Origin of the sequence: Chryseobacterium sp. MYb328 (assembly GCF_037572595.1) — a bacterium.
Taxonomy (GTDB): domain Bacteria; phylum Bacteroidota; class Bacteroidia; order Flavobacteriales; family Weeksellaceae; genus Chryseobacterium; species Chryseobacterium pennae.
Window position 1 is genome coordinate 1 of sequence record NZ_JBBGZQ010000045.1, and the last position, 13,078, is coordinate 13,078.

13 protein-coding genes are annotated in these 13,078 nt (G+C 36.0%); 8 read left to right on the top strand and 5 right to left on the bottom strand.

Annotated features, from left to right (window positions below; translation table 11 throughout):
* Positions 1-31 precede the first annotated feature (31 nt).
* Positions 32-2,263, top strand: a complete 2,232-nt coding sequence (locus WH267_RS24750) for a zinc-dependent metalloprotease (protein ID WP_340011659.1) — start codon at positions 32-34, stop codon at positions 2,261-2,263.
* A gap of 78 nt (positions 2,264-2,341) precedes the next feature.
* Here WH267_RS24750 and WH267_RS24755 read toward each other — a convergent pair whose 3' ends face one another.
* Positions 2,342-3,109, bottom strand: coding sequence for a class I SAM-dependent methyltransferase (locus tag WH267_RS24755; RefSeq protein WP_340011660.1), 768 nt, complete (start codon positions 3,107-3,109; stop codon positions 2,342-2,344).
* A gap of 426 nt (positions 3,110-3,535) precedes the next feature.
* Here WH267_RS24755 and WH267_RS24760 point away from each other — a divergent pair, with 426 nt between their 5' ends.
* The 6 genes from WH267_RS24760 to WH267_RS24785 all read left to right on the top strand — a co-directional run bounded on the left by WH267_RS24760 (position 3,536) and on the right by WH267_RS24785 (position 6,794).
* A complete protein-coding gene (locus tag WH267_RS24760; RefSeq protein ID WP_340011662.1) occupies positions 3,536-4,249 on the top strand; it encodes a hypothetical protein in 714 nt (237 codons plus the stop codon).
* Between the two features lie 14 nt (positions 4,250-4,263).
* Positions 4,264-4,683 (top strand): hypothetical protein, encoded by a 420-nt coding sequence (locus tag WH267_RS24765; protein ID WP_340011664.1) that lies wholly within the window; start codon positions 4,264-4,266, stop codon positions 4,681-4,683.
* Between the two features lie 269 nt (positions 4,684-4,952).
* On the top strand, positions 4,953-5,420 hold the full coding sequence (locus WH267_RS24770; RefSeq protein ID WP_045496588.1) for a nucleoside triphosphate pyrophosphohydrolase family protein: 468 nt from the start codon (positions 4,953-4,955) through the stop codon (positions 5,418-5,420).
* A 3-nt stretch (positions 5,421-5,423) separates the two neighbouring features.
* Entirely contained in the window at positions 5,424-5,987 is a 564-nt protein-coding gene (locus WH267_RS24775) for a TlpA family protein disulfide reductase (RefSeq protein WP_115972555.1), read from the top strand.
* Between the two features lie 2 nt (positions 5,988-5,989).
* Complete coding sequence (locus tag WH267_RS24780; RefSeq protein ID WP_115972556.1) at positions 5,990-6,595, top strand: DUF4230 domain-containing protein; 606 nt, start codon at positions 5,990-5,992, stop codon at positions 6,593-6,595.
* Between the two features lie 13 nt (positions 6,596-6,608).
* On the top strand, positions 6,609-6,794 hold the full coding sequence (locus WH267_RS24785; RefSeq protein WP_123855805.1) for a hypothetical protein: 186 nt from the start codon (positions 6,609-6,611) through the stop codon (positions 6,792-6,794).
* A 107-nt stretch (positions 6,795-6,901) separates the two neighbouring features.
* Here WH267_RS24785 and leuB read toward each other — a convergent pair whose 3' ends face one another.
* From leuB to WH267_RS24805, 4 genes are read right to left on the bottom strand one after another with little or no spacing between them, the layout of a single operon-like run.
* Positions 6,902-8,026: a 3-isopropylmalate dehydrogenase gene (gene leuB / locus WH267_RS24790; RefSeq protein WP_340011669.1), complete on the bottom strand. Its 1,125-nt coding sequence runs from the start codon at positions 8,024-8,026 to the stop codon at positions 6,902-6,904.
* Positions 8,007-8,615: a 3-isopropylmalate dehydratase small subunit gene (leuD, locus tag WH267_RS24795; protein WP_115972558.1), complete on the bottom strand. Its 609-nt coding sequence runs from the start codon at positions 8,613-8,615 to the stop codon at positions 8,007-8,009. Before leuD ends, leuB begins: the two co-directional genes overlap by 20 nt.
* 6 nt (positions 8,616-8,621) lie before the next feature.
* Entirely contained in the window at positions 8,622-10,010 is a 1,389-nt protein-coding gene (leuC, locus tag WH267_RS24800; RefSeq protein WP_340011671.1) for a 3-isopropylmalate dehydratase large subunit, read from the bottom strand.
* A 29-nt stretch (positions 10,011-10,039) separates the two neighbouring features.
* Positions 10,040-11,203 carry a 2-isopropylmalate synthase gene (locus WH267_RS24805; RefSeq protein ID WP_340011673.1) on the bottom strand — a complete coding sequence of 388 codons (1,164 nt, stop codon included), beginning with the start codon at positions 11,201-11,203 and terminating at the stop codon, positions 10,040-10,042.
* Positions 11,204-11,351: 148 nt separating this feature from the next.
* On the opposite strand from WH267_RS24805, the gene WH267_RS24810 reads away from it, so the two are divergent.
* Positions 11,352-12,896 (top strand): hypothetical protein, encoded by a 1,545-nt coding sequence (locus WH267_RS24810; protein ID WP_115972560.1) that lies wholly within the window; start codon positions 11,352-11,354, stop codon positions 12,894-12,896.
* Positions 12,897-13,078 lie beyond the last annotated feature (182 nt).

Genomic DNA, 13,078 nt, shown 5'->3' on the forward strand with positions numbered 1-13,078 from the left:
GTTTTGAATGATCTAAAAAAATCACGGCAACATGAAAAAACAATTATTAATGATGGGGATGCTAGTGTTATCAGGCATTTCTTTTGCGCAAACAGACCGTTTATGGTCTAAAAGGTCCCAGGAAAATTCTTCACCCGTTTTTGAAAATATGAAAAATATTGACAATCCGAGAATTTTCCATTTGGATATTAATGGATTAAAAAGCGCACTCACAAGAACACCAAAAAGAGCAACAGAAAAATCTTCAGTTATTATTTCTCTTCCTAATTCAACAGGAAAGATGGAGCGTTTCAGGGTAACGGAAAATTCAAATTTCGATCCTGAATTAGCAGCCAAATATCCGGATATTAAATCTTATATTGGCCAGGGAATAGAAGATAAAACTTCTACGGTTTATTTCAGTATTTCTTCTTTAGGATTGTCTTCTATGGAAATTTATGGTGATAAATCAGCTGTTTTTATTGAACCTTATGCCAAAGATCTTTCCACTTATGCTGTTTACAAAAGATCAGACAGAAAAAATGACCTGAATAATTTTGAATGCAAAGTTCTGGAATCTGCACAAAAGGGAACATCCAACGTAATCACAGCCAAAAATGCTGATGATGCTGTATTAAGAACATTCAGACTGGCATTATCCTGTACCGGGGAATATGCAAATTATTTTGGAGGAACCAAAGCTGATGCTTTAGCAGCCATGAATAATACCATGACCCGTGTCAATGGTATTTTTGAAAATGATTTTGCTGCAAGAATGGTTCTGATCCCTAATAATGACACAATTATTTATACTAATGCAAACAATGATCCTTACTCTCTATCCATAGAAATGTACAAATGGAACTTCGAACTTATGAATGATCTGAATTCAAAAATAGGTAATGAAAATTTTGACATCGGACATTTATTTGGAGCTACAGGAGGTGGTGGTGATGCAGGGTGTATAGGATGTATTTGCAGTAATGACATGTCTGTTGTTGTAAGTCAGGGCGTTAATACTCCAATCAATTATAAAGGAAGTGGTTATACATCTCCTTCCAGTGGAGGTCCTAAAGGTGATACTTTCGACATTGATTTTGTAGCTCATGAAATGGGACATCAATTTGGAGGAAACCATACATGGTCCTACTCTACACAAAGCGATTTACAATCTGTTGAACCGGGCTCCGGATCTACAATTATGGGATATGCCGGAATTACAAGTTATGATGTTCAGCCTCACTCTGATACATTTTTCCATGCCATAAGCATTCAACAGATCACCAATACTATTAAATCTAAAACCTGTTCTGTAAATACACCTACAGGTAATTCAGTTCCTACGGCCAATGCAGGAGCAGATTACACTATTCCTAAAAGTACACCATTTGTACTTACAGGCTCAGGAACTGATACAGATGGAGATTTACTTACCTATATCTGGGAACAGATGGATAAGGGAACTTCTTCTCAAACAGGAAGTAACTCTGCGGCCACATCAACAAAAACAAATGGGCCAACATTCAGATCATGGGTGCCCTCTGCTTCACCTGTAAGATATTTCCCTAAAATGACTACTATTTTAACAGGAGCAACAGAAACAATGGGATCAGAAATAAGAGTGGAGGCTTTATCTTCTGTTTCAAGAGATCTGAATTTCAGATTAACCGTAAGAGACAACAGATTAGGAGGAGCAGGAAACAATTCTGATGATGCAAAAATCAGAGTGAACGCTGTTGCGGGTCCTTTTATTATCACATCACAGAATGCTGCAGTATCTTATGTAGGAGGAACTTCACAAACAATAACCTGGAATGTGGCAGGCACAACCTCTAATAATATCAATGCTGCCAATGTAGATATCCTTTGGTCTACTGATAATGGAGAAACCTGGACTACTTTATTGACAGGAACACCGAATGACGGTTCTGAACCAGTAGTAATCCCTAATGTTGCAACCAATTCGGGGAGATTCATGGTAAAAGGAAGCAATCATATCTTTTTTGATATCAATAACGCTGATATTTCTGTAACTGCCGGCGAGTTGTCTACCGCAGAGACTCAACTGAAAGATTCTGTAGAAATTAAGCTGTATCCAAACCCAGTGACGGATATCCTAACCCTTTCCAATACAAGGTCAGAAAGATATAAAATCTATGATATGTCCGGAAAACTGATCATGGAAGGTGCTCTTCAGAACGGAACAATCAATGTAAGCAGTCTGATCAAAGGAAATTATGTTATTCAAATTGAGAAATTCTCCAAGATGTTCATTAAAAAATAACGTATTAAGAACACATTATTATAAAATAAGCTACCTCATTTTTTGAAGTAGCTTATTTTTATATCAGGTTATTAAAAATTACAATTTTGTGGCAACAAAGATTTTCATTGGCCAATTAAGATTAAATGTCCCATCTTCTTGTTTTTGAACTCCCAATAATTCATGTGCTGCATTCAGGCAATCTTCAGGAGTTGTTGAAGTCATTGCGTGGAACTTGTATATAAAATCACCAATCTCTTCCTCTTTTTTAAACTTCCATTGTAACGGCAGATCATATATTTCAGGATTTGAGAATCCACTTATTGCACAAAGTGTTTCTGTAAAGCCATCACTCCAAAATGCCACTTCATGACCTGTTACACAATGTTTAGCAACATGTCTGTCAAAATAATCAGCTAATTTAGTAGATGACCATACATCACCAATTACCAACCTCCCATTTTTTTTCAGAATACGGGAAAAATTACCAAAGGCTTTTGTTTTATCAAAACAATGATGTAGTGCACCAAAGCTCCAAACAGCATCAACTTTTTCTTCTGGAAGCGAAATATGATCTGCTCCCTCTTGTAAAACCTCAATATTTTCTTTCTTTAATTCTTTAACTCCATTAAGCTGATCGTCTGAGGGGTCAGAAACAATAAGCTTCCCTGCAGGCAACATATCCGCCAATATTCCTGAAAAGAACCCACTTCCTGCACCTGCTTCCAGAATAACTTCATGAGATTGGGGAGCAAGATATTTTTTCATTACATATATATCACTTTCTCTTGCGTCGGGATAATCGTTAAGAGCCTGTTTGTACATTTGCGATCTTAATCCATTAAATAAGATTTGATTTTCTTTCATAATATTTTTGTTGGTGTGTATGAGTAATTTTTAAATAAAAAAAACTGTTCATAATTATTTATGTTTAATAAAAACAGTTCTATAGTTCCAAAAAACATCACATAATTCGTAATATAAATCTTATATATTAAAAATATACTATAAATTCATTTTTTTAACTTAAATTTATCGCCCAAGACAAGTACCGTTACCTGTTTGTATTTAAAGGAGGCTTTCCATAGCTTTTCTTATGATGGATCATTCTATTCTTTTGATTCCTTTTTCCTTCATTTTAGAAGACAAGGTTCATTATATTAAATCAAATATTCTTTGATAAAGAAAACACCTGTACACTTGTAAAAGATAATCTATTCTATATAAGCATTGCTGTTGGCCTGCATCCCTGATAATACCTATTTAAATTTTTACATAATTTAATTTATATATATGAAACATTTATTTAAGTACATTTTATTTCTGGCCATGGCATCTTTTTCTATGGCCTGTAGCTCTGATGACAGAGAAGAAGAAATTATTATCCAGCCAAGTCCGGTAAAAATCGTATTTTTCAAAAATGCTGATGATTTTGCGACGACTTATGATCCGGACAATAAAGTAAGCCAAACAATCAGGATGCAGGCATTTGACCTGTATAAACAAGGAAACTGGAAAGAGCTTGAAAAACTATTCCAGACTAATAACCTGAATAGCGGCTGGCCACCGGCAAACGGCGGTTACAATATTGTAGATGATGTTGCAATACAGGCCGGACAAAAATATGACCGATATAGTGGTGCTGTTGGAAGCTATAACGGAACCGGAAATCCTACGCTAGGCGGGAATTTTACCAGCCCAATCATCAATGGATATGTATATACTTTCACAGAAAGGGCTTTAAACCAGCCTGAAAACAAATATGATTTCTATTATCAGATAGATGTCCTTAATGCATTGCCTTTTAGATCTCAAACGGCAGATATTATTCCCTGGTTTAATCAAACCGGAAACGGAAAACAGACCATGTGGAAAATTCCCATTGACATTAATACCGGATATCCGAAAACTTGGAATAAATTAGCAGAAGAAGGATATATTAAAATTACCATTAAAAAAAGCCCAAGTGGAAAATACCCTAACCTGGAAGGGACTGTGATCCAGTAAACAATTAAGCTCAGATGTATTCAATATCAAAAAAAATAAGAATTGGTAAAAAAGCCCTGCTCAAGAAAGACAGGTTCATTAATGACGAAGCAATTCCGGCAGCCATAACCCAGTTTGCCTGCTATGAATGCAGTCATGAAAATTTAATTGAAATCTCTCCCTATCAGTCGGGTTTTCCGATCATGAAGATCTACCATGAAGATCTGGTAGCATCAAAATCAGAACTGTTAAAAATGGGAATGGTTACCGAAACTTCACAGAGAATGCAACATTATGGAGAATTAACAGTAAATGATCTGCCTACATTATACTTCGGAACCACCTGCACATCCTGCAGCACAAACTATATTTGTATATTTAGCTATGGAGAAAAACAGCCAGGTTTAGAAATATTAAATATCTCCGGAATTTGGGAATATCAGGAATTGGAATAATTAAAATTGAATACCACCAATAGATTTTAAATAAGAACCACAGCTCTAGAGTTGTGGTTTTTTGTATCATATTAAAAATTACTGACACTTAAAATTATCCAAAACCATTTAAAAACACAAACATCTGTGAAAATCTGCGTCATCTGTGGTCTAGAAACCTATTTCAATCCAACATTTCTTCTATTTTCCCTTCATTCATGATATTTTGTGAAAGTTTACTTTATGAGTTTACAATTCGTTTTTTATCTTTGTGGTAAATAAAAAATTTCATGGATAAAATTGATAGTTTGAACCAAGTAGCAGAATTCCATACTACTTTCAAAGCCCCTATTCTAGACACCCCACAAATTCCTTCTCCGGAAAGATGCAATCTTAGAGTAGAACTTCTACAGGAAGAACTTAATGAACTGAAACAAGCGATTGCTGACAATAATATTGTAGAAATTGCAGATGCTCTTTGTGATTTACAGTATGTTTTAAGTGGTGCTGTACTGGAATTCGGACTTGGCAACAAATTTGTAGAGCTATTCAACGAAGTTCAGCGTTCTAATATGTCTAAAGCATGTGATAATGAGGAACAGGCTAATGAAACCGTTGAATTCTATAAAGAAAAGGACGTAGAATCTTTTTATGAGAAATCTGGTGAAAAGTTCAATGTGTACAGAAAAGCAGATCATAAAGTATTAAAAAACAAATACTACTCTCCTGCTGATCTAAAGTCAATTATTGAGAAATAAAATATGAAAAAATTTATTACAAATATTGTTGCCGCTTCAAGTTTATTTTTAGCTACCCAAGAGCTTAGTGCTCAGAAAGTAGTGGTTAACCGCGAAGTCACCACCGAAAAAGATGGCAAAATGCTTCTGGGACATCAGTTGAAGGGACAGTTTTTGAAAGCTCCTTATGCTGACTGGTATGTAAAAGAGCATGATGAATATGCTTTGGACCAGAAGGCAGTCAGTGAACTGAGAAAGGAAAGGCTGGGATCTTATGATATCATAGTTTTCATGGGAACCTGGTGTGAAGACAGTCACAGAGATTTTCCAAGACTGATGAAAATTCTGGAAGATATAAGCTATCCTGAAAGCAAGCTGACCATTATCGCTGTTAACCGTAAAAAAGAATCTCCTAGTGGAGACGAATCTCTTTATAACATCCAGAAAGTTCCTACCATTATCCTGAAAAGATATGGAAAAGAAGTAGGTAGAATTGTAGAAATGCCTACCAGTGGATATATTGAAAGAGATTTAGCTGAAATTCTGAAAAAGAATGACTCCTCTATAATTAAAGAAATTTTTAAATAGATTTGAGAAATTATAAACCAATTTTATCGTTTGCAGCGGGGGCCGGTGTTATGGTTCTTCTGTTTTTTGGGCTTAAATCCTGTCTTAATCTTGGTAAGAAAACGGAAAAGTCAGATTATTATATCCTGACCAACCAGATCTCCAAAATGAATAAGATGGTGGTGATAGAACAGAACAATTCCAGCATGCAGAAAACCAAAATGGGCTATGAATTCATGGGTAAAGAGGTTTCCAGTAACAGTATTATTACCTTTACAAAAACCAATGCACAGGTTTCTTATGATCTGAATAAAATGAAGATTGAAGTAGACTCCATCAACAAGAAGCTGGTCATCACTGAACTTCCTGATGCAGACATCAGGATTACACCCAGTGTTGAAATTCAATCCCTGGATGATTCCTTTTTTAATAGAATTTCTGAGAAGGATATTAAAAATGTAACGGCAAAAGCTAAGGAAACAGCAACTAAATCTATTGATCAGAACCAGTTGAGAACTGAAGGACGAAAGCAATTGATGGAAAATCTTGATAATATTTTTGTTTTGGCAAAGGCTTTGAATTATACTATAGAAGATAAGACCGGAAAGATCGGTATTCTTGGACTCTAAAAATAATTCAGCAATGGACTCAAAAGGAAATAACAAGAAAAAGGAATCTGCCAATACCGCAGAAACCCAAAAGCAAAATCAGGATTTCCAGAATATTCCTGCTTCATCGAAAAAGGTTAATCCCCCTGATATCGACAAGGAAGACATTCAAAAAGCTTCCAAAAACAAATCAGGAAAAACGGATAATACAAAAGAGTAAAAAAACTGTTAAGGTTTAAATATTTCAGAAATAAAACGAAAGGATCTGTCTCATAAGAGGCAGATCCTTTCTTCTAACTATCTATCTAAGTGAACCTTCACATATAACTACACAATGGTAGATTTTCCAATTTTTACATTTTCAAAATTATAATAGGACTTCTCCGAATACCTGATATGATCCGCAATAAAGCTTCCCACTTCACTGGTAGAATAATATTGTTTGGTATTAAGATCTATCGTCACATATTTATTTTCGATCGCATACTCTACAGACTGCCTCAGTTTGTTGGCGGCAGACTGTAATCCAAGATGATCCAGCATCATTGCCACACTTAAAATAGAAGCAATAGGGTTGGCAATTCCTTTTCCTTTTGCCTGTGGATAAGAACCGTGAATAGGCTCAAACAATGCATTATTCTCTCCTACTGATGCCGACGGAAGCAATCCGATAGACCCTCCAATCACACTGGCTTCATCAGAAATAATATCCCCAAACATATTCTCCGTTAAAATAACATCAAACTGCTTTGGATTAAGGATCAACTGCATGGCTGCATTATCTACAAACATATAATCTAACTGTACATCCGGATATTCAGAAGCAATTTCCTGGCAGATCTTTCTCCATAATCTGGAAGTATCTAAAACATTAGCTTTATCTATTAAAGTCAGTTTTTTATTTCTTTTCTGTGCTTCCTGAAATGCCATATGGGCAATAGGAAGAATATCTTCTCTGCTGTACTTGCATATATCATAAGCATATGCTCCTTCCGGATCAGTAAATTTTTCTCCGAAGTAAATCCCGCTTACAAGTTCTCTGAAAATCTGAATATCCGCACCTTCTATGATCTCTCTTTTAAGTGGACTTTTTTCAATCAGAGAAGCATATGTTTTTAAAGGACGGATGTTGGCAAATAATCCTAATTCCTTACGAAGTCTCAATAGTCCCTGCTCCGGCCTTACCTTGGCATCAGGATTATTGTCAAATACAGGATCTCCTATCGCTCCGAAAAGCACAGCATCAGATTCCTTACAGATCTTAAGGGTTTCTTCCGGTAAGGGATCTCCTGTTTTAAAAATAGCCTCTGCTCCTATCAACCCGTAATCAAAGTGGAATTTATATTGGAAAGCTTCAGCAATCACATCCAAAATCTTGATGCTTTCACTGATGATTTCAGGGCCAATTCCGTCTCCGGGAAGTACTGCGATTTTAAAATAATTGTTGCTCATTTTTTTTCTGTGTCTTTAGTTCAAATTCTGCGATCGCCTTTTTTTTGCTGATTAAGAAATCAATATCGTCATAGCCATTCATAAGGCATATTTTTTTATAAGAATCAAGTTCAAAAGTTTCTGTGGTATCTTTGAAACTGATAGATTGCAATTCTACATCAATAGCAATTTCATTATCCGGATTTTCATTGATTCCTTCTAAAATTTCCTTTAAGAATTCTTCAGAAACTTTTACCGGAAGAAGGCCGTTATTTAAAGCATTTCCTTTAAAAATGTCAGCAAAATAACTGGAAATAATAACCTTGAATCCATAATCCGTTAATGCCCATGCGGCATGCTCCCGACTGCTTCCACATCCGAAATTATTTCCTGCTACTAAAATCTTGCCACTGAATTTTGGATTGTTCAGTACAAAATCAGGATTAGGCTCATGGGTGTGAATATTGTATCTCCAATCTCTGAACAGATTTTCTCCAAAACCTTTTCTGTCAATACTTTTTAGGAATCTTGCAGGGATAATCTGATCTGTATCTATGTTTTCTGCCGGCAATGGAACTGCACTGGATTTTATAATAACTAATTTTTGCATGTAATTTTAATTTAAACTTTCAAAAGCTGAAATTCTACCTTCTATTGCGGCTTTCGCTGCCGTAAGCGGACTTGCCAGAATTGTTCTGGAACCTTGCCCCTGTCTTCCTTCAAAATTTCTGTTTGAAGTAGAGACACAATACTCTCCCTCCGGAATTTTATCATCGTTCATGGCCAGGCAAGCAGAGCATCCGGGCTGGCGGATCTGGAATCCCGCATCATTAAAGATTTTGTCAAGTCCTTCCTCATAGATCTGCTTTACAACCTGCTGAGAACCGGGAACAATTAATGCTTTTACAGCATCAGATTTACTTTTTCCTTTGATATATTGAGCTGCGGATCTAAAATCTTCAATCCTTGCATTCGTACAGCTTCCTATAAATACATAATTAATTTTTATACTGGATGGAGTCTGCCCGGCTTCCAGTCCCATATACTGTAAAGCTTTTGCTTCAGATTCGTTTTGAGGGACAGGAATAGTTTCATGGATAGAAATCCCCATTCCTGGATTCGTTCCATAGGTAATCATTGGATAAATATCTGATGCATCGAAGGTAAGTTCCTGATCAAAAACAGCTCCTTCGTCAGTCTTTAATGTATTCCAATACGCTATTTTTTCTTCCCATTCTTCTCCTTGTGGAGCAAATTTTCTTCCTTTAACGTATTCAAAAGTGGTTTTATCCGGAGCGATCATTCCGCCTCTGGCTCCCATTTCAATACTCATATTACACACCGTCATCCTTCCTTCCATCGACATTTCTTCGAAAACATTTCCGGCATATTCACAAAAATATCCTGTGCCGCCATCAGTTCCTGTTTTTGAAATAATGTAAAGGATAACATCTTTAGCCTGAACATTATCATTAAGCTTACCGTTTACAGTAATTCTCATTGATTTAGGCTTGTTAAGTAACAGGCACTGACTTGCAAATACCTGAGCTACCTGACTGGTTCCGATTCCAAAGGCAATGCTTCCAAATGCTCCATGCGTTGAAGTATGACTGTCTCCACATACAATACTCATTCCCGGCTGTGTAATCCCTAGTTCAGGAGCGATAATATGGACAATTCCCTGATACTGATGTCCCAATCCGAATAATTCGATATTATTTTTCTGACAATTTTCAGTTAACTGCTGAACCTGATTTCTGGACAATTCATCACGTATTGGTTCTTCCTGATGAAGTGTTGGTACATTGTGATCTGCAGTAGCCACGATCTGCTCTGGTCTGAATATTTCCAGATTTCTGGATTCAAGCTCTGCAAATGCCTGTGGACTGGTTACTTCATGGATCAGATGTTTATCAATATAGATGACCTGTGGCCCGTCAGGAACCGTATCTACTACATGAGCATCCCAAACTTTATCAAAAAGTGTCTTTCTATTTTCGTTCATTTTTACTTTATCTTGAATTAAATCAAACCCTATCCTATTTTTCTGCTGCATGTTTCCATGATCAATGCCAGATCTTCATTACCGATTTCCTTTTTAAGATCTGCTATTTTTAAGAATTCCTGATACAGGTAATCCAATTCATCTTTGGTGACATCATGACCAATATGTTTAAAACGGTAAGCTAATGCTGAACGTCCACTTCTGGCTGTAAGAATGATGGTAGAAGCATTTACACCCACTTCAGCCGGATCAATAATTTCATAAGTTTCTCTATTTTTGATCACACCATCCTGATGAATTCCTGAGCTGTGGGCAAACGCATTGGCTCCTACAATGGCCTTATTAGGCTGTACAGACATTCCCATTAGATCTGAAACCATAGTGCTCAGTTCATTCAACATTCTGGAATTGATGTCTGTATGGAGATTCAACTGTTTGTGTTGCTTCAGAATCATGACGACCTCTTCTAAGGCTGTATTTCCTGCTCTTTCCCCCAATCCATTAATCGTACATTCGATCTGGCGGGCTCCGTTGATGGCTCCGGAAATAGAATTTGCAGTAGCTAAGCCTAAATCATTATGACAGTGGCATGACAGAACTGCTTTTTCAATTCCTTTTACATTTTCTCTCAGGTATTTTATTTTCTGGCCATATTCTTCCGGTAAACAGTATCCTGTAGTATCAGGGATGTTCAGAACGGTAGCACCAGCCTTAATTACAGCTTCACAAACCTGTGCCAGGTAAGCATTATCTGTTCTTCCCGCATCTTCAGCGTAAAATTCTACATCTTCTACGTAGTTTTTGGCATATCTTACTGCTTCAGCTGCACGTTCTATAATATTTTCTCTTGTTGAGTTGAATTTATATCTGATATGTGAATCGGAAGTACCGATTCCTGTATGTATTCTTGGTTTCTTTGCAAACCTTAGAGCTTCAGCAGCAGTATCAATATCTTTTTTATTTGCCCTTGTCAATCCGCATACTTTTGCATTTCGTACGAGTTTTGAAATTTCAGAAACGGATTCAAAATCTCCAGGACTGGAAATAGGAAACCCTGCTTCAATGATATCAACGCCCAATTCATCAAGCCTTTCAGCAATAATCAGTTTCTGTTTTGTATTCAGTTTACAACCAGGAACCTGCTCCCCATCTCGTAGTGTGGTATCAAAAATTTCAATTTTTTCGGAATTCATAAATGAAGTTTTTTACTTAATTTTGATTCAAAACTACAGCTTGCAATATTTTTTCATTTTCAGTTTTCCAGAAAATTACAATATTCAACAGTTGAAGAATTAGTTTTATCTTATTGATAATTAATTATTTAAATTTTAAAAATTTACAATGGCAGAATTGCAGAAAGATTTTTTGTTTGTATTGGTAAAGTCATTGACGACTTCCGAAAAGCGACAGTTTAAGTTATATGTGAACCGTCTCGGAATTAATGTAGATGCTAAATTTCTGCTTTTATTTGCTGAAATGGATAAGATGAAAGAGTATGATGAAAGTATAATTATCGAGAAGAAAATATCTACGAAACAACAGCTTTCTAATCTTAAAGCACATCTTTATAAACAAATTCTTGTAAGCCTCCGCATGAACCCCAGTCATCAGAATTATAGAATTCAGCTCCGGGAGCAGTTGGATTTTGCCAATATTCTGTACCAGAAAGGGCTTTACAAACAGGCTTTAAAGATCCTTGACAAAACCAAACAGACGGCTTTGGAGTTGGATGAGAAAAGTATCGCCTCCGAAGTTATAGACCTTGAAAAAGTAATTGAATCCCAATTCATTACCAGAAGTATTGAAGGGCGTGCGGAGGAGCTAATAAGACAGTCCCAGGAATTAAGCAAACAAAACCGTTATACTACAAAATTATCCAACCTTTCTCTGAAGTTATACAGTGAAATGCTGACTCATGGTTATGTAAAAAATGATACAGATCGTGAAGAAATTCTGGATATTTTCAATTCTCATATTAAAAATATCAGGTTCGACAAGCTGAATTTTACAGAGAAACTATGGTATTTTAAGGCGCATGTCTGGAAAAATCAGTTGTTACAGGATTATAAATACACCTTGAAATATGCTTATCAATGGGTGGATTTGTTTCATAAAAGTCCGGAAATGATCTTCAGCCATCCGGTTTGGTATATTAAAGGAAATACTTATCTGTTGAAAATCCTGTTTCTGTACGGAAATATTGATATTCTGGAAGAGAATTTTAAGGAATTTAATATAAGAGTTAATGCTGAAAATTTTTCCCAGAATGAGAATCTTCAGTCCCTTATTTTCCTTACACATTACAATACGCTGATGAACATTCATTTTGTTAAAGGTGAGTTTTTTACAGGAACCAAGCTTATTCCTGAAATCGAGTTGAAAATGGAAAAACTTAGAGAACGAATTGATGAGCACCATTTTATGATCCTTTATCTTAAAATGGCTGCCATGTTCTTTGGAAGCAAGATGTACAAAAAGTCGATTGAATACTCTATGAGAGTTATAGAATCGAAGGGAAATGTACAGGAAGACCTGTTGTTTCACACTCGAATTCTGATTCTGATGTCCAAGTATGAATCCGGAAATGATGAAGATTATGATGAGTTCATTGCTTCTACTCTGAAATTTGCCCGAAAGATGAAAAAGCCTGAGGAATTTCACTTTGAAAGCATTCAGTTTTTTAAAAATGTGAATAATCAGTTACCGGATCAAAGACAGAAGGCTTTTGAGATTTTTGATAAGAAGTTAGAAGATTTTTCTCACAATGAATACTATAGACGATCATTATTTTATATTGATATCCATGGGTGGATAAAATCTAAGGTTCAGAATGTAGATGTAATCGAGATTATCAAGCAGAAAGTGAGATACAAGAGGAAAGGCTAACGAATTTTTCTCTCTGATTTCGGAGATTAAGCAGATCATTGGGATTATAGTACGCGATATTGCTTGATCTGCGTGAGGTTTTTTATTTATACGTAAAGCTTTATGATGATGGCTGTATATTTTTATGGAGCTAAGAGTGAGCAGGTGAACTTACCTGATGAAGGGGGTGAAAATGTTTCGGC